General features: G+C 72.9%; 18 protein-coding genes. 13 read left to right on the top strand and 5 right to left on the bottom strand.

Translation table 11 applies throughout. The features are described from left to right. Positions 1 to 208 precede the first annotated feature (208 nt). Both FMEAI12_RS10590 and FMEAI12_RS10585 read right to left on the bottom strand, forming a co-directional pair. Positions 209 to 1,207, bottom strand: a complete 999-nt coding sequence (locus tag FMEAI12_RS10590) for a hypothetical protein (protein WP_112105871.1) — start codon at positions 1,205 to 1,207, stop codon at positions 209 to 211. Further along, positions 1,204 to 2,088: an alpha/beta fold hydrolase gene (locus FMEAI12_RS10585; RefSeq protein WP_112105870.1), complete on the bottom strand. Its 885-nt coding sequence runs from the start codon at positions 2,086 to 2,088 to the stop codon at positions 1,204 to 1,206. Before FMEAI12_RS10585 ends, FMEAI12_RS10590 begins: the two co-directional genes overlap by 4 nt. Before the next feature lie 55 nt (positions 2,089 to 2,143). Here FMEAI12_RS10585 and FMEAI12_RS10580 point away from each other — a divergent pair, with 55 nt between their 5' ends. Then, entirely contained in the window at positions 2,144 to 2,872 is a 729-nt protein-coding gene (locus FMEAI12_RS10580) for a TetR/AcrR family transcriptional regulator (RefSeq protein WP_112105869.1), read from the top strand. A 237-nt stretch (positions 2,873 to 3,109) separates the two neighbouring features. Further along, positions 3,110 to 3,526 carry a DUF4180 domain-containing protein gene (locus FMEAI12_RS10575; protein WP_112105868.1) on the top strand — a complete coding sequence of 139 codons (417 nt, stop codon included), beginning with the start codon at positions 3,110 to 3,112 and terminating at the stop codon, positions 3,524 to 3,526. Positions 3,527 to 3,612: 86 nt separating this feature from the next. Here the strand turns inward: FMEAI12_RS10575 and FMEAI12_RS36580 are convergent, their stop codons facing one another. Both FMEAI12_RS36580 and FMEAI12_RS10565 read right to left on the bottom strand, forming a co-directional pair. Next, positions 3,613 to 3,819, bottom strand: a complete 207-nt coding sequence (locus FMEAI12_RS36580) for a hypothetical protein (RefSeq protein ID WP_131625989.1) — start codon at positions 3,817 to 3,819, stop codon at positions 3,613 to 3,615. A gap of 96 nt (positions 3,820 to 3,915) precedes the next feature. Continuing rightward, positions 3,916 to 4,107, bottom strand: a complete 192-nt coding sequence (locus FMEAI12_RS10565; protein WP_131625990.1) for a hypothetical protein — start codon at positions 4,105 to 4,107, stop codon at positions 3,916 to 3,918. Between the two features lie 281 nt (positions 4,108 to 4,388). On the opposite strand from FMEAI12_RS10565, the gene FMEAI12_RS10560 reads away from it, so the two are divergent. Beyond that, positions 4,389 to 5,195 carry a FadR/GntR family transcriptional regulator gene (locus FMEAI12_RS10560; protein ID WP_112105865.1) on the top strand — a complete coding sequence of 269 codons (807 nt, stop codon included), beginning with the start codon at positions 4,389 to 4,391 and terminating at the stop codon, positions 5,193 to 5,195. 6 nt (positions 5,196 to 5,201) lie between these two features. On the opposite strand, the gene FMEAI12_RS36575 is transcribed toward FMEAI12_RS10560, so the two are convergent. Further along, positions 5,202 to 5,345: a hypothetical protein gene (locus FMEAI12_RS36575; RefSeq protein ID WP_160144255.1), complete on the bottom strand. Its 144-nt coding sequence runs from the start codon at positions 5,343 to 5,345 to the stop codon at positions 5,202 to 5,204. A 714-nt stretch (positions 5,346 to 6,059) separates the two neighbouring features. On the opposite strand from FMEAI12_RS36575, the gene FMEAI12_RS10555 reads away from it, so the two are divergent. The 10 genes from FMEAI12_RS10555 to FMEAI12_RS10510 all read left to right on the top strand — a co-directional run bounded on the left by FMEAI12_RS10555 (position 6,060) and on the right by FMEAI12_RS10510 (position 16,968). Further along, complete coding sequence (locus FMEAI12_RS10555) at positions 6,060 to 6,413, top strand: amidohydrolase family protein (RefSeq protein WP_235013874.1); 354 nt, start codon at positions 6,060 to 6,062, stop codon at positions 6,411 to 6,413. Then, positions 6,343 to 6,693 carry an amidohydrolase family protein gene (locus FMEAI12_RS39825; protein ID WP_368672065.1) on the top strand — a complete coding sequence of 117 codons (351 nt, stop codon included), beginning with the start codon at positions 6,343 to 6,345 and terminating at the stop codon, positions 6,691 to 6,693. The genes FMEAI12_RS10555 and FMEAI12_RS39825 overlap by 71 nt, the downstream gene beginning before the upstream one ends. A gap of 218 nt (positions 6,694 to 6,911) precedes the next feature. Next, a complete protein-coding gene (locus FMEAI12_RS10550; RefSeq protein WP_071065578.1) occupies positions 6,912 to 7,700 on the top strand; it encodes an SDR family oxidoreductase in 789 nt (262 codons plus the stop codon). Positions 7,701 to 7,892: 192 nt separating this feature from the next. Then, positions 7,893 to 8,102, top strand: a complete 210-nt coding sequence (locus FMEAI12_RS10540) for a hypothetical protein (RefSeq protein ID WP_112105864.1) — start codon at positions 7,893 to 7,895, stop codon at positions 8,100 to 8,102. A gap of 257 nt (positions 8,103 to 8,359) precedes the next feature. Further along, positions 8,360 to 9,637, top strand: a complete 1,278-nt coding sequence (locus FMEAI12_RS10535; RefSeq protein WP_112105863.1) for a DNA repair exonuclease — start codon at positions 8,360 to 8,362, stop codon at positions 9,635 to 9,637. Then, positions 9,637 to 13,671, top strand: a complete 4,035-nt coding sequence (locus tag FMEAI12_RS10530; protein WP_112105862.1) for a histone-like nucleoid-structuring protein Lsr2 — start codon at positions 9,637 to 9,639, stop codon at positions 13,669 to 13,671. The genes FMEAI12_RS10535 and FMEAI12_RS10530 overlap by 1 nt, the downstream gene beginning before the upstream one ends. 192 nt (positions 13,672 to 13,863) lie before the next feature. Further along, positions 13,864 to 14,727: a prephenate dehydratase gene (locus tag FMEAI12_RS10525; protein WP_112105861.1), complete on the top strand. Its 864-nt coding sequence runs from the start codon at positions 13,864 to 13,866 to the stop codon at positions 14,725 to 14,727. A 6-nt stretch (positions 14,728 to 14,733) separates the two neighbouring features. After that, positions 14,734 to 15,564, top strand: a complete 831-nt coding sequence (locus FMEAI12_RS10520) for a PhzF family phenazine biosynthesis protein (RefSeq protein WP_071065583.1) — start codon at positions 14,734 to 14,736, stop codon at positions 15,562 to 15,564. 138 nt (positions 15,565 to 15,702) lie between these two features. Further along, positions 15,703 to 15,966 (top strand): DUF2277 domain-containing protein, encoded by a 264-nt coding sequence (locus FMEAI12_RS10515; RefSeq protein WP_112105860.1) that lies wholly within the window; start codon positions 15,703 to 15,705, stop codon positions 15,964 to 15,966. A 102-nt stretch (positions 15,967 to 16,068) separates the two neighbouring features. Then, positions 16,069 to 16,968: a neutral zinc metallopeptidase gene (locus tag FMEAI12_RS10510; RefSeq protein WP_112105859.1), complete on the top strand. Its 900-nt coding sequence runs from the start codon at positions 16,069 to 16,071 to the stop codon at positions 16,966 to 16,968. The last annotated feature ends 59 nt before the right edge of the window (positions 16,969 to 17,027 follow it).

The raw sequence follows: 17,027 nt of genomic DNA, 5'->3' as shown, positions 1-17,027 counted from the left end.
CCTGGTGGAACGGGGTGTTCTCACCGAGCCCGATCCCGGCCTGTTCGTCCTTCCCCAGCCCGCCCCACCGACCACCCCAAAGATCAACCCAAGTTGAGACCCGGCAAAAGCGTGCAGAACGCCCACTTAGAACGAGCTGACCACCTGGACCAGCCTCGACAGGGAGGTCATGGAGCTCGCCGCGCACAGCATCGCCGCGCCACCGAACCTAGCGCGCCTCCGGTGCCCGGCTCGGAGCAAGCAGGCCGGCCCCGACCAGGAACGCCGGTAGCGTCGACATGAACGGAACGGTCAGGAGATAGGCCGTCCAGGCCGCTGGCGCGCTCACCCGTTCCAGGCCCGGCACGTCGAACGCGCCACCTGACACCGCGAGCCCCACGGCGAGGACCGTCACCCCGGCCAGAGCCGAGCCCCCGACGGCCGCGACCCGCGCGATCGACGCGTCCAGCCACCCGTGCCGGCCCAGACTGACGGCGAGCAGCACCACCGCCACCTGGGTGAGCACGACGTAGCCAAGCTGCAGCAGGTCGAGCCAGACCAGCAGCAGCACGACCGCGGACGGCTCGGCCGGCAGTCCCAGCAGGTAGGACCGGGCCTCCCAGGCGCTCGTCTCGACCCGGGCCTGAGCGGGTGCCGCCCCGGCCAGCACCACCCCCACCCGCGCGACCAGGTTGGCGAGGTAGCCGGCGCCACCGAGGAGGAGCACGGCGCAGGCCATCGCGGCCGGCGCGCGCCCGGGCCCATCCCACAGGCGGGCCGCCGCCAGCACGACACCCACCGCGATCAGGGCCGCGGCAAGCATGAGGACGGCGGTGTTCGCCAGCATCGCGCCGGGATGGTGTGCGGTCGGTATGCCGGTGAGGGCGGCCAGGGCGAAGACCGAGACACCGGCCCCGAGCAGCAGTACCGCCGGGGCGTCCGGTCCCCCGCCGTGGGCGCCGGCACGCGCGCGCAGCGCCCGTCCGACCAGCACCGCCGCGAGCACGAGATAGGCTGCGTCGAGCGGGACGAACAGCGGCGTGGCGAGCGCGCCGGCCCCGGCATGTGCCCCGGTCAACGCCAGCCCCAGCGGCCACAGCACCCACAGCACCCGTCCCGGGCCGGCCGGTCCACCAGGGTGGGGACGTGTCGTGCGGGTGTCCCCGGCGGCCAGGCTGTTCGCGGCATCCCCGGTCCACGGCGCGCGGGTGGTCCTCATGACCGTCACGACACCGGACCGCCGGCGCGCGCCGCCCGCTCCGCAAGGTGGGTCGCGAGCACCTCGGGGCGCGACAGGTGGACCTCGTGATCGTCGGCGCCCGCCACGGTGGTCACGGGCAGATCGGCCCATTCGGCCAGCCGATCGGCGATCAGCCGGTGGAGCGGACTCGTCCCCGCCCCGACGGCCACGGTGATCCGGTCGGGCGGGAGGTCCGCCGCGGCGAAGGGGTGCGACGTGATCAGCCGGGCGTCGTCACGCACAAACGCCTCGGCGTTGACCGCCGAGCGGATCACAGCCGGATCCGTCAGATCGGCCGTGCCCCCGGAGAGCACCTCGAGCGCCCGGTGGTAGGCGCCCGTCCAGTCCCCCGGGCGGCGCGCCGTGTACTCCTCGATCGGCTTCATGATCTCCGCGTGGGCGGCGGCGCCGTCCGGCAGTACACCGATCGCCGCCGGCTCCCAGGCGATCGCCTCGGCAACCAGGTCCGGATGCCGGCCCGCGAGCGCCATCGCGACGACCCCGCCCGAGCTGAACCCGAGAACTGTCACCGGCCCGGAACGGCCGGGAGCGCCGGGAGCGCCGGGAGCGCCGGGAGCGCTGGGAGAACCGGAACCGCTGGCAGAACCGGAACCACCGAAAGCGCTGGGAACGCGGGCGAGCTCACGGATCAGGTCGGCGGCGTCATCGGCGTGCTGGTCGACGCCGCCGCCCGGCCAGCCGTCCCGGGTGCTGGCACCAGTTCCCCGGCGGTCGTACACGACCGCACGCCACCCGGTGGCCGCCAGCGCCAGGGCCTGTGGGGCGAGCATCGCCGCGTCTTCGGCCCCGCCGTGCACGAGCAGGATCGTCGGGCCGTCCCCGAAGATCTCGTAGGCCAGTCTGATCACAGCCGCCTCCTTTGGTTTTATCGAAGCTATATCCAATACTGGCTAGAGTAAGCGAATGACGGTCAGCCGACAGCCGCGACGCCGGTACGACGCCACCGGCCGCCAGGCCCAGGCCCGGGAGAACCGCGCCCGGGCGATCGGTGCGGCCACCGAGCTGTTCGTCCGGCAGGGCTTCGCGGCGACCTCGATGGCCCAGATAGCCGCGGCTGCCGGAGTCTCCACGCCGACCGTCTTCGCCTACTTCTCCTCGAAGATCAACCTTCTCAGGGTGGCCGTCGACGAGGCGGTCGCGGGCGACGACGAACCGGTCGCCCTGCACGAGCGGCCGGCCATGCGGGCCGTCCACGACGGCGCCACGGCCGGCGAGGTGCTCGGCGCGTTCGCGGTGGCCGCGACGGAGATCGCGCAGCGCGCCTTCCCGCTGCTGTCGGCACTGCGCCGGGCCGCGGACGTCGATCCACAGGCCGGCGAGCTCGCGCGCGACCTCGAACACCAGCGCCTGACCGGAGCGGGCATCGTCGCGGCGACCGTCGCCGATCGCCTGGGCACAGCCGCCGCGGACGACGTCGAGCGCATCCGCGACACGCTCTGGACGATCTTCTCCCCGGATGTCTACGGCCTACTGGTCCGCGAGCGCGGGTGGTCCCACGACGCCTACCGCGAGTGGGTGACAGACGCCGCGCTCGGCGCGCTGACCCCCGACCGGCCGCGCACCACCCAGCCGCCCGCCACCCAGCCGCCCGCCACGGAGCCGCGATCAACTTCACGGGCAGAGTTCGACTGACGCCAGCACCGACGAGCCGGTCGACGCGCACCGGCGACGCGCACTATCCTTCCCTAAACTTCCATAAAAGGATCAGTCATGCCGTGAAGTCGGCATCAATAAAGAACCATAGGGATGCCGCAGGTCGAGGGGTCCGGTGGGCGAGGATTACCGCGAACAACGGGCAGTATCCAGGTCGCCACCGTGAGTTTCGACGCGCTCCTCGCCAGCGCGCACTCACGAGAAGAGGAAGAAACCGTGGCGGAGGACCTCACGATTTCCAACGGGGCGGTACCCGACGAGCTCGAACAGGTGGGCGCCGTATCCGTCCTCGTCTGCTCGCCGGAGGGTCCTCTGGTCCGTGTCGAGCAGAACGCTCTGGACATCATCGGCACCGCGATGTATCTGCGGGCCGCGTGGGCGGCGGTCCCGGTCACGCGGCTCACACCGGAGTTCTTCGAGCTCCGCAGCGGCCTGGCCGGTCAGATCCTGCAGAAGTTCGTCAACTACCAGGTCGGGCTGGCCGTGGTGGGGGACATCTCGGCGTTCACGGCGGCTAGCGGCGCCCTGCGGGACCTGGTGCGCGAGTCCAACCAGGGAGTGCACCACTGGTTCGTCCCCGACCTGGACGCCGCCCGCTCCCGACTCGCCCCGCCCGACAGGAACGGCTCCTGACCAGTCGCCTCACGTGCCCGCCCGCAGGGCGAGCCGGATGCCAAAGTGCGAGCCCCGCCTCGGCCCAGGGTGCCGGGGCGCCGGGGTCACCGCGGACGAGCCGGACGCCAAGGGGGGACCTGCTTGCCGTCGAGGCTGCCCATGGTCAGCCAGGCGGTGCCGACACCGATCCGGCTCTCCCGGGCCTGCTCGACGCTCTCCCCGAAGACCACCTCGGTCGTGGTGCCCGGGCGGATCGAGGTCGCGAACGGCCTGCGCTCCGCCCTGCAGAACACGGGGCTGGCCGTGAGCACCGGGCTGTCACCCGGAGTGGCACCGCCCAACTGCCGCCAGCGCAGAAGGCGGCGGCGTACGCGGACCGGCCCGCCGAGCTGAGCACGTCGGAGCTCTCACTGCTCCTCGACGGCTTCCGGCTCGCGTTCGCGGCGCTGGGCCTGCTGTGCCTGACCGGGATAGCGGCCGCGCTCGCCCCCGGATCCAGTCGCGATTCGGCCGCCCGGCTGGACGCGCGTCCGGGCGCTTGTTCGGACGGCGGCGGCCCGGCCCGTGGGCGCCCCCACCGCGGCGGGCAGGACGTCCACCGTCACTTTCCGTGGAGAATGCGCCGGGTGCCGGGCGCCTCACGGGAGAAGCGACGGATCCCGCGAGAGATAAGGCGCCGCTTTCTCGGCGCGCTCCCCCGGCAGATGTCACACAAGACAACCTCTGCCCGGACGAGCCTCGACAGACTCACGGTCCAGCCACCCCACCTAAATCGTCTGATGTATAGTGACCTCGCTGACTGACAACTTCTGGCGGCTGTTCTTCGAGACGGTCGTTGCTTCGACATCCGCTGTGGCGGCCGCGAGACGGGTGGACTGGGATGCTCAGCGTGGAGCGGGTGCGCCCCGCCTACGTCCAGGTTGCGGCTCAGCTACAGGAGCTGATCGTGCGCGGCGATCTGACCGCCGGTCAGCGCCTGCCCGTCGAGGCCGAGCTGTCGACGATGTTCGGCGTCAGCCGGTCCACGGTCCGCGAGGCGCTACGGCTACTGTCGTCCCAGCACCTGGTCGAGACGCGGCGGGGAGTCCACGGCGGCACCTTCGTCGCGGCGCCGGACACCGGCCTGATGGGCGATTTCCTCGAGACCGGCCTCGGCCTGCTCTCGGGCGCCGACCTGGTCAGTGTGGATCAGCTGATCGAGGCCTGTGACCTGCTCGAGGTCCCGGCCGCCCGGCTGGCCGCCGTCCGGCGGACGCCCGCCCAGCTCGAGATGATCCGGAAAGCGACCACGGCCGCCGAACGGATCGAGGATCCGGTCGAACGGTACGAGGGCAGCAACGGATTCCACGCCTCGATCCTGGCCGCCTGCGGCAATCCCCTGCTGAATCTGGTGGCGACACCGGTCTTCAGCGTTCTGCGGACCCGCTTCCAGCGTTCGAGCGTCGACGCCACATTCTGGGAACGCTCCGCCCGGCAGCACCACGAGATCTACGAGGCCATCGAACGCGGCGACGCCGAACAGGCCGGAGTTCTGATGCGCGCCCACATAGACGAGTTGCGCGTTCTCGTTCCCGGCGGGGTGGAGGCCGCGCGACGGCGTACCGTCGGCACCGGATCAGTTGAGGCCGCGAGTACGATCGCCGCGGCCACCGAATCGCCGGCTGCCGCGGGCTCGGCCACCGTCTGATCGGGTTCAGGTCGCGGCGCGGCCGGTCGTCAGGACACGGCGGGTCACGAAGTCGAGAAACGCCTCGTTGAAGACCTCGGGACGTTCCAGGTAGGGAACGTGGGCGGGCCCGGTCCACGACCACCAGCTCCGAGCCCGGCAGGGCCGCATGGGCGGCGTGCGCCATCGAGATGGGGAAGGGCCCGTTCTTCGCGCCCCAGACGATCTGGACGGGCAGCCCGGGGGCGAGCTCCGCCAGCCCGGCCAGCACCAGGTCGTCGTCGCCCCCGGTCTCCATGTACCGGCCGAGCCGCTCGAAGACGTCCCGGCCGGCCGGGGTGTCGTTGCGGACGGCCGGCAGGCTCTGGTCGCGCAGCCGCTGTGCGGCCCCCGCCCGCCGGTTGCCCGGGGTGGGGACGAGACCCAGGGAGCCCACAAGCACGAGCGCGGCGACCCGCTCCGGATGGTGCACCGTGCACCAGGCGACCGCGCCAGCCCCGAACGAGGCGCCCACGATCTTTCGGCCGGTCAAGAGCGTCACCGGCCTCAGTGGCCTCCGCCGCCTCCGCGGCGTCGAGGCTGTCGAGGGCGTCGAGCACGCCGCCGATGACCTTGAAGTTCTCGTCCGCCGGCGCCTGGCCGGCCAGAAAGATCAGCCTGTTCGGACTAATGATCTTGACGACGTGGCTGTAGCTGCGCCCCACCGTGCTCCACGCGCCCGCCGGGTTCAGCTACTCCCGCTCCATCGCACCGCTCCTCGCCCCGACTCCACTCAGCCCGGACGACCCCGGCCGAACTCGCAGACCACTAATGTCTGACTTATATGTCGTGACCAGATTTCGACCCTTATCTGTTATGTAATAGCATCTTGGACGGCAAAATAGAGTGGAAGACTTATTATCCGACTTAATTTGTATCGAGCACTGGGACGACCCGGGCGAACATGAGGAGCAAGGAGACGGCGCCGAGGTCGTGGACCTCACCGGCCTCGTACTGGCGCCCGGCTTCATCGACCCGCACACGCACTACAACGCGCAGATCCTCTGGGACGGCGAGCTCACCCCGACCTCCTGGCACGGCATCACGACGGTCATCTACGGCAACTGCGGGCTCGGCGTCGCCCCGCTGCGCCCGGACCAGCGCGGCACGATGGGCTCCACCCTGGAGAATGTCGAGGGCATGTCCCGCGAAATGCCCGACGCCGGGATCGAGTGGTCGTTCGAGACGTTCCCCGAGTAAGTCGCCGCCATCGACCGGCGGCGCAAGCGGCTCAACGTCGGCACGTTCATCACCCACACCCCGCTGCGGATGTTCGTGCTGGGTCCGGGAGAAGGGCGCGCTCGGTCTCGCCGAGGCGGTCTGGCGCCTCACCGGCCAGCCCGCCGAGGTCTTCGGCCTCACCGACCGCGGCCTGATCAGGCCCCGCTACGCGGCCGACCTGGTCGCGTTTGCCCCGGCACCGTCGGCGACGACGATCCCGTCCGGGTCTGGGACCTCCCCGCCCGCGGCGACCGGCTGATCGCCGGGACCCACGGCATCGTCGGAGTCTGGGTCAACGGCATGGCGATCTCCTGCGACGGCACGGACGTCGACGGCGCTTATCCCGGCGTGCTTGTCCGGCCCACCGCACAGGGCTTCGGGTCCGCGGAGGTCGCGGGTCCGAATAGGGTTGCGGGCAGTGGCGGAGCGGGCGCGCTGGGCTGGACTGGGCGGAGCGCGGGCGGCAGAGGAGACGGTGTGGATCTCGAGCTGGCGGGCAAGGTCGTCCTGATCACCGGCGGCTCGGACGGGCTCGGCGCCGCGTTGGTGCGCACCCTCGCCGCGGAGGGGGCGCGTGTCGCGTTCTGCGCCCGCGACGCGGACCGCCTCAACCGCCTCGCTGCCGAGGTGGCACCGACCGCCGCGGCCGGCGCGGAGTTCCTGCCCGTCCCCGCGGACGTCACCCGCCTGGCCGACCTCGAGCGGTTCGTCGAGCAGGCCGTCGGCCGCTGGGGGCGGATCGACGGCCTGGTGAACAACGCCGGGCGCAGCGCCGCCGGGCCGTTCGCGTCGCACACCGACGAGGTCTGGGACGCCGACCTGCAGCTCAAGGTGCACAGCACCGTCCGGCTGACCCGGTTGGCGCTGCCGCACCTGCGCGCGGCCGGCGGCGGCTCCGTGATCAACACGCTGGCCATTGCCGCGAAGACCCCCGGCGCCGGATCGACCCCCACCTCGGTCTCCCGGGCGGCCGGGCTCGCCCTCACCAAGGCGCTGTCCAAGGAACTCGGCCCGGACGGAATCCGGGTGAACGCGGTGCTGATCGGGCTGCTGGAGAGCGGCCAGTGGGACCGCCGCGCAGCCGAGCGAGGCATCGGCGTGGACGAGCTGTACGCCGAGCTGAGCCGGGGCTCCGACATCCCCCTCGGACGGGTCGGCCGCGCCCAGGACTTCGCGGACCTCGCGGCCTTCCTGCTCTCCCCCCGCGCCGGTTATCTGACCGGCGTCGGCATCAACCTCGACGGGGGCCTCTCGCCGGCGCCCTGATCCTCGTCGCCAGGGTCCTGGCCACCGGGATCCTTGTCGCCGGGATCCTCGTCGCCAGGGTCCTGGCCACCGGGATCCTTGTCGCCAGGATCCTTGTCGCCAGGAAAAAGCGGCGATTGCACGCTTTAACACGCTCGGTCCGGGCAGCAGACGTACGAACCCCGAGATCGCCCCGCAGCGTGGAGGAACATCGTGAGCCTGATACACAGCCTGCTCGAAGGCCTCGACGACGGCGACCGTGATCGGACCGTCGGGCTCATCAACAGCAGCATCACCGCCGACCTGGCGAACGTCGCCGCCGGCGCCGGCCCCGCCCGGCAGGTGGACGTCGGCACGCGCTCGCGGGCCCGTCGCTCCGGCGGCGGATCGCGCTCCGGCTCCCGTTCCAAGTCCGGGCGCTGAACCGCCCGAAGCTCCGCCCCTACGACGACAACACTCCCAAAAAACAGGGACAAAGCACCAAAAATTTGACGAGATCACTGGATCCTCCGGCGTGGACAGTTCGAGATGTCCGATTGCGGTACTAGGTTCTGGTCGTTCGGCCTGCTCCCTCCTTCCGACGGGCCGTCCGCGTCTCACGGCAACCGCCCGCGGGACGCGCCGACCGCCCGGAACCACATGCCCTCCCTGGCCTGTGGCGGCCCGACGCCAGGGGGAAGATGCGCCTCGTCCACGCCGCGGACATCCATCTCGACAGCCCCCTTCGGGGACTGACCCGGCTGGGTGACGGCGACCTGGCCCACCTGCTGCGGCAGGCAACCCGGCGGGCCCTGGCGAACCTCGTCGACCTCAGCGTCGACCGGGCGGCGGACGCGCTCCTGCTCGCCGGGGACGTCTACGACGGAACCTGGCGGGACTACGCGACCGGCCGGTTCTTCGTCGAGCAGATGGGCCGCCTGCGCGACGCCGACATCCCCGTCTACATGATCTCCGGCAACCACGACGCCGAGAGCGAGATCACCCGGTCGCTGACCCTGCCCCCGAACGTCCGGGTGTTCGCCTCGGACCGGCCGGGCACGCATGTGGCGGACGACCTCGGGCTGGCCGTGCACGGGCAGAGCTACGCGACCGCCGCCGTCCACGACAACCTCGTCCAGCGCTACCCGGACGCCCTGGCCGGGCTGGTGAACGTCGGCCTGCTGCACACTGCCGCCGACGGCGCCGAAGGCCATGCCAACTACGCCCCGTGCTCGGAGGACGACCTGGCCCGCACGGGCTACGACTACTTCGCCCTCGGCCATGTCCACTCCCATCGCGTCGTTCACGGCGGCCCACTTCCCGGCGGCACGGCGACCCGCGGGGACGGGCCCGGGGGCCGCCAGGTCGCCGCGTTCAGCGGCAATCTCCAGGGCCGCACCCCGCGGGAGAGCGGGCCAAAGGGCGCCCTCGTCGTCGAGATCCCCCAGGACGGCCCCGCCCGCATCGAGCACGTCCCCTGCGACGTGGCCCGCTGGGCTGTCCTCACCGTCGACACCGCCGGCGCCGACACCCTCGACGACGTCCTGGGCCGGGTCACGGCCGAACTGCGGGCGGCGCGGGACTCCGCGGGAGACCGTCCGGTCGTCGCGCGCACCGTGCTCACCGGCGCGTCGCGGGCCGCCGCGGGTCTTGCCGACGCCGAACGGCTGCGCGAGGAGCTCCGCACGGTCGCCGACGGCCTGCAGGTCTGTCTGGAGAAGATCGTCAACCGGGTGACCGACCCGCGGCCGGCCGGCGCCGTCGACCCCGAGCTGGTCGCCGCCGTACGCGCGGCCTGCGACGATCTGGGCACCCGCCCCGAGGACCTCGCGCAGTGGATCGGCCCCCTGGACCGCGAGGTCGGACGGCTGCTGCGCGGAGCCGACCTGCTCGACCTGGGCGATCCCCGCACACTCGCCGACCTCGCCCGGCGCGCCGGGGACGGCCTGCTCGCGCGCCTCTCCGGAGACGACGCCTGATGCGGGTCCGCGCGCTCGGCCTGGATCGCTACGGTGCTTTCGAGGACCGGCGGATCGAGTTCGGCCGTGGGCTGACGGTGGTCGTCGGCGCGAACGAGGCCGGCAAGTCGACGACGCTCGACGCCCTGTCGGACCTGCTGTGGACCTTCCGCGGCACCCGGCGGAGCTTCCAGTTCGGCCAGGGCGCGCTGAGTCTGACGGCCGACCTCGAACTGCCCACGACGCATCCGGCCGAGCTCCCGCCGTCGTCCCAGGAGACGGGGCCGGCCCGGCAGGCGCCGCCGGCCAGGGTCGAGGTCAGGCGGCGCAACAGCGGTCTGCAGACCGTTGACGACGGCGCGGTCTTCCTCCCCCCGTGGGGTTCCGGTGGCGCCGACGCGCGTCGGCGCTGGCGGCAGGCGTTCGGGCTGTCCCACGCCGAGCTGCGGGCAGGTGGCGCAAGTGTCTTCGAGGGCACCGGCGACCTGGCCGAGCTCGTCTTCACCGCGCGCAGCGGGCGGGCGGTCCGCGGCCTGCTCGACACGCTCGCCGCGGAGATGGACTCCCTGTACAAGGCCCACCGCAACAACAAGAGCGTCCGGGTCCGCACCGCGCTGGCGGACTACGAGCGGCTGGCCGAGCAGGCGGCGTCCGCCATGACCCGCGCGGCCCATGTCGACGATGCCCGCCGGGAGCAGGCGCTGCGCCGCCGCGACGCGCAGGCGGCCGCGGTGGCGACCCGAGCCGCCGCCGACCGCCGCTCCCGCCTGGAACGGTGGGTGCGCGCAGCCCCACATGCCCGGGAGCTGGTCGTGCTCCGGGAACGCCACGCCGCGCTGCTCGCCGCGGGTGTGGCCCTCACCGCCGAGGAGACGGCGCTGTTCGACGCCAGCGTGCGGGAGGCCGCGACGGCCGAGGCCGACCTCGACCGGCTGACCGCCGATCTGCTCGACCGCCGGGCCGCGCGGGAGGCGCTGACGACCGACGAGTCCATGCTCGCCGACGGCGAGATGATCACCCGGCTGGAGCAGTCCCGCGTGGCGCGGCTCGGCGACGGCGCCGACGCCCGCGCGCTCGAGAACGAGGCCGCGCGCCACGCGGACTCCGCCCGTGCGCTCCTGCTCGACCTGGCCGGTCCGGGCGACCCGCGCACCGCCGCCGAGCTCCTGGCCGACCTGCACGTGCCGCGTGACCTCGCGGCCCAGCTCGACGCGCTCGCCGTGACGGTCGGCGAGCTGACCGACGAGCTGCGCCGCGCCGAGGACGCGCTCGCCGCCGCCCGCCTGCGCCGCGACGGCACCGATCAGTCCCCGGGCCACGACCCGGCGTCGATCAGCCAGCTGAAGGCGGTACTCGGCGCGATAGCCGGCGAGGGCTCGGCGACCGCGCTGACCAGGGCGGCTGTCGACGAGGCGGCCCGCGCTGTCCGCGACCGCCGGGAGGCGCTGCGCCGCGCCGGCGCCCGCGACCCGGACGGCCCGCCGCCCGGGATGCCCGGGCGCGACGAGATCCGGCTGGCGCGCGACCGGCTCGACGCCGCAGAAATGGCCCTCGCCCGCCGCGAGGAGGAGCTCGTCGGCGCCACCCGGGACCTCGAGCTCACGCAGAGCCGGGTCGCCGACGCCGACGGCCGCGACCTCCCGGACCAGGCCACGCTCGACCGGGCCCGCGCGACCCGCGAGGAGCTCTGGAACCTGCTGGTCGACGCGGCCGGCGGCCTGCCGCCCGCGACCGACGGCCGGACCCCCGCCCCGGCCGTTGGCGGGGTGCCACCAGTCGGCGGCCGGCTGACGCCGGAGCGGGCTCGCGAGCTGCTCCCGGTCATCGCCGCCGGAATCGCCCGCGCCGACGAGGTCGCGGATCAGCTCATCCGCCACGCCGATCTGGCCGCCCGGCGGGCCCAGCTCCACCGGGACGCCGACCTCGCGCACGAACGGGCCACCGCGGCGCTCGCCGCCACCACGGCCGCCGCCGAGGCAGCCGATCAAGCCCGCGCGGCGTGGGAGGGCCACTGGCACGAGCCAGGCCTGGCCGTGCCCTCTCGGGCGGACGCGGACGACGTCCAGCGGGCTGTTGACGAGGCGCACCGGGCGCACGCGGAGCTGCTCGCCGCGGAGACCCGCATCGCCCGGCTGGGTGCCCAGGCCGACGCCCAGCGGACCGCGCTCGCCCAGGCCCTCGCCGAGGTCGGCCTCGCCCGGGTGGACGCCGACCTCGACAGTCTTCTCACCTGCGCGCAGACCGTACTCGCGGACGACGACCTCGCACAGGTCCGCCGGGCTGACGCCGCCCACTTCGGGCGGGCCGTCGAGGAGGCCGAACGCGAACGGGACAAGCGGCGCGAGGAGCTGCTCGGCGCCGAGGGCGACTGGGACAACCTCGTCCGGGCGGCCGGGCTGGCTTCGGTCACCGACCCGCGGGGCTGGACCGAACGGCGGGGCGTGCTCGCGCAGGCGGTGGCTCTGCACGAGCAGGCCGACCGCGCCGCGCGGGACGCCGAGCGTGCCGCCGGCCGCCATCGGGCGTTCGCCGCGGACGTCCGCGAGCTCTCGGCCCGTCATGGCCTCCTGCACCGCTCGCGCGGCCAGCGCCCCGACACCGACACCAGCGCCGGGGCCGGGAGTGGGGCTGGGAGTGGAACCGGAACTGGCGGCGAACGTCTCGCGGCGGGCCCAGTCGCGCCCGACAGGCCGGGCGATGAGGCCGACGAGCTGGCCGATCTGCTCGATCAGCTCAGCGCACGGCACCAGGCGAGCATCGAGAGCCGTACCCGCCGCGCGGAGATCGACCAGGCGGTCGCCACCCTGAGCACCCGGGTCGCCGCCGCGACGCTGCTGCGGGACAGCGCCGTCGGCCGCCTCGACGAGTTGCGCGCGCAGGTCGTCCTCGCGCCCGGTCAGCAACTGGCCGACGCGGCGGACCGCGGCCGGGACCTCGCCGGGATCACGGCGGCGATGACCGCCACCGAAGGCCTGCTGCGCGCCGCGGCACCCGGCGACGAGCTCGAAGCCGTCGTCGGCGCGCTGGCCGCGAGCACCGACGAGGACCTCGCCGCCGACCTCACCGCCGCGCGCGACGAGCACGAGCGCCGCACGGCCGCGCAGACAGAGGCGTGGACGGCCGTCGGGACGGTCGAACGGCATCTGCGGGATCTCGAGAGCGGCGCGGCCACCGGCGAGCTGCACGCCCGTGCGCAGGAGTCCCTGGCGCTCGTAGCCGAGACGGCGGAGCGCTACGTCATCGCGCGCATCCAGTACGAGACGCTTGGCCGTGAGCTGGAGTCCTACGAGCGCCGTCACGCGTCCCCCCTGCTCGCGGACGCGGGACGCCTGCTCGAACGGCTCACCGAGGGCCGCTACGTCGCCCTGCGGGCCATCGATCGCGGCGACGGCGCCCGGACGCTGCGGGTCGTCCGCGCCGACGAGGACGAGCTCGGCCCGGGCGAGCTTTCCGAGGGCACGGCCGACCAGGTGTTCCTGGCCCTGCGCCTGGCGGCGATCGACCAGCTCCAGCGGGAGCGGACCAGCCGCGGCGAACCCACGCTGCCGGTCGTGCTCGACGACGTCCTGATGACGTTCGACGACACGCGCGCCGAGGCGGCACTTCGCGTGCTGGCCGAGATCTCCGGGCGCTGGCAGATCATTCTGCTGACGCACCACGAGCATCTCACCGACCTGGCACGAGCGGTGGGTGCGCAGCTGCGCGCCGACGGACCAGGACAGACGGACGGCGCCTTGACCCCACCTGGCGACGCCGAGCTGGTCACGATCAGCTATCTGCCGGGGGCGAACGTGCTCACGCCCACCAGAGATGCGGAGCAGATCCGGACGCTGGCCACGCACGTCGTCCCGCCCGACCCCGGCGCCGGTGAGTCCGGCGGAGCCCCGGCTCTCGCCGTGACGGCAGCGAGCGGGGGTGGGAACGGAAGCGCGGCCGCCGGCCGGGACGCCGGGAGGATCCGCGCCTGGGCCCGCCAGAACGGATTCGAGGTCGGCGACCGCGGCCGCATTCCCCGGGAGATCCTCGACGCGTTCGCCGACGCGCACTCCGTCTGATCCCCGCCCGGACGCCCGGACCGGCACCAGCAGACCCGGCGGCCGGGGGTGCCGGGGTGGCGGCCCGGTACCGTCGGATACGGCGGCCGGACGTCCAGGCCGTGCGCCGACCAGCCAGCCACGGCGGGCCCGGCGGGACCGCCCGTGCGACGGCTTTGCAGCAGAACCACAGACCGGAGGCAGGAACCCGCGATGACCGGGAGTCAGAAGATCGCATATCAGGGCGAGCCGGGAGCCAACTCCCACATCGCCTGCCGCGACGTCTACCCCGACTTCGAGGCGGTACCGTTCCAGACCTTTGAGGAGTGCTTCACCGCGCTGGAGGACGGCACGGTCGGTCTGGCGATGATCCCGGTGGAGAACTCGACCGCGGGCCGGGTCGCCGACATCCACCATCTGCTGCCGAACTCCTCCGTGCACATCATCGGTGAGTTCTTCCTGCCCATACGCCATCAGCTCCTCGGGCTGCCGCGGGCGACCATGGACGATCTGAAGACCGTGCACAGCCATCCGCAGGCCCTGGCCCAGTGCCGCAACGCGATCCGCGGGCTCGGGCTCACCGCCGTGCCCGCCGCGGACACCGCGGGCAGCGCCCGCGAGGTCGCCGAGTGGGGTGACGTGACGAAGGCTGCCGTCGCCTCGCGGCTGGCAGCCGAGGAATACGGCCTGCAGGTGCTCCGGCCCGACCTCGAGGACGAGGATCACAACACGACCCGCTTCCTCATCCTGTCGAACGAGCGCCTGCGGGCCGCGGCCGGCGTCGGACCGATCGTGACCACCTTCGTGTTCAAGGTGCGCAACATGCCGGCCGCGCTGTACAAGGCTCTCGGCGGTTTCGCCACCAACGGCATCAACATGACGAAGCTCGAAAGCTGCATGATCAGCGGCGAGTTCGTGGCGACGCAGTTCCTCGCCGACGTCGAGGGCAGCCCGGAGGATCCCGCGGTGGAACGCGCCTTCGCCGAACTCGGCTTCTTCGCCGACTACCGCATCCTCGGTGTCTACCGCGCCAGCCGATACCGCGAGCGGTTCGACCCCCTGCGACTGAGCTCGTAACCGGTCATGCGGCGAGCGTTCCAGCAGGTGGACGTCTTCACGTCCGGCAGTTGCCTGGGCAATCCCGTCGCGGTCGTCCTCGACGCCGAGGGGCTGCCCAGTGCGGCGATGCGCCGCTTCGCCGCCTGGACGAACCTTTCCGAGACAACGTTCGTCCAGGCCCCGACGGCACCCGGGGCCGACTACCGGGTGCGCATCTTCACGCCGACGGCCGAGCTTCCGTTCGCGGGTCATCCCACTCTGGGGACATGCCACGCCTGGCTGACATCCGGCCACACGCCGCGCGATCCCGACCGGATCGTGCAGGAATGTGAGGCGGGTCTGATCACCGTCCGTCGCGACGACGCCTCGGGACTGGCCTTCTCGGGACCGCCGCTGCTGCGTTACGAGCCCGCCGACGCCGAACTCGTGCGGCACCTCGCCGAGATGCTCCGCCTCGACCCGGCGGACATCCTCGCCGCGCAGTGGGTGGACAACGGCCCGGGCTGGGTCGGCGTGCTGCTCGACTCCGCCGCGGCCGTGCTCGCGATCCGCCCGGGCGCCGTCGACCTGGCCGTGGGGGTTGTCGGGCCACACCCGCCCGGCGGGCCGGGCGCCTTCGAAGTCCGCGCCTTCACGCCCCAGATCACCACTGTCGAGGACCCGGTGACCGGCAGCCTCAACGCCTCCCTCGCGACCTGGCTGTTCGACATCGGCAAGGCGGACGGGGCGTATGTCGTCAGCCAGGGGACGCTGCTCGGGCGGGAGGGCAGGGTCCGTCTCTCCCGTGATCCGGACGGGTCGGTGTGGGTCGGTGGCGACACTGTCACCTGTATCTCGGGGACCGTGGACCTCTGACAGGCGCCGACCCCCGGCCTGACCGGGAGGCACCTGCTCGCGAGCCACAGCCACCCGAGCCACGGCGACGCAAGTTACGGACCCGCGAGCCACGGGCACGCCGCCGAGACGGCACGGGAGCCGGCCTACCGTGGAGTCATGTGTCGCAACATCACTGAGCTGCGCGGACTCGAGCCTCCCGCGACCGACGAGGAGATCGAGGCGGCTGCCCGGCAGTTTGTCCGGAAGGTGAGCGGCCTGCGCCAGCCACCGCCCGCCGCGGCCGGGGCCTTCGAGGCGGCGGTGGCCGAGGTGTCCGCGAGCGTCCACCGCCTGCTCAGGGAGCTGCCCGCGCGCCGCCAGCCGCCCGGGACAGTGCCGCCGCTGCGCCGACCAGAGGTACGGGCCCGCCTCGAGCACTGAACCCCCAGGCCCGCCCGATGTTCGCCCTTGCCACATCATGGACATATCCCGCATGACGTCTGCTCCCGGACGGTATCCACGAGGCGCGTCGAGAGGCAGGCCATGCGGTTCGACGATTCGTCGGTCGACACGTCCCAGCTCGAGGACAGACGCGGCGGCGGCCTGGGCCGCGGTGCCGCCATCGGCGGCGGTGGTGCCGGCCTGGTCGGCCTGCTCATCTACCTGGTGGTGGCCGTGCTCGGCGGCGGCGACGGGACGGGCGCGAACGGAACGGGCAGCGACGGGTCGGGGGGTGCGCAGCCGGGCACCGAACAGGGCACGACGGGCAGCGAGATCGCCACCCGTTGCAACACTGCCGGCGCCCTGGACCATTACGACGACTGCTTCGTCCTCAAGGTCTTCAACGAGGTGAACGAGGTCTGGACGGCCCAGTTCGCCCGGGCCGGCCAGCAGTACTCCGACCCGCGGCTGGTCTACTTCTCCGACGCGGTCTCGACCGGATGCGGAACGGCGTCCGCGCAGATTGGGCCCTTCTACTGCCCACCCGACCGACGGGTCTTCATCGATCTCGGGTTCCTCGAGCAGCTCCAGCGGGACTTCGGGGCGCAGGGCCGGTACGCGCAGGCCTACATCGTCGCTCACGAGGTCGGGCACCACATCCAGACGATCACCGGAACCGAGCAGCGGCTGCGCGAGGCGCAGAACGCCGACCCGTCCCGCCGCAACGCGCTGTCGGTGCAGCTCGAACTGCAGGCCGACTGCTACGCCGGGGTGTGGAGCACGCTGGCGAACTCCGCCGGCAACGTCACGATCAACGAAGCTGAGCTCGACGAGGCGCTCCGGGCGGCCGAGGCCGTGGGCGATGACCGGATCCAGGCCTCGGCCGGCGGCCGCGTCGACCCGGAGTCGTGGACCCACGGCTCGGCGGAGCAGCGAAGTGAGGCCTTCCTGAACGGATACCGGGGCGCCTCGATGGCGGCGTGCGACACCGTCCCGGCCTGAGTCGGCACGGCGCGTCCCCGCGACGGGACGTCCGCCCGACCCGATACATCGCAGCAGAA

The sequence above is a fragment of the Parafrankia sp. Ea1.12 genome (assembly GCF_900465275.1).
GTDB classification, from domain to species: Bacteria; Actinomycetota; Actinomycetes; order Frankiales; family Frankiaceae; genus Parafrankia; species Parafrankia soli.
This window is presented reverse-complemented; position numbering and strand designations above follow the sequence as displayed.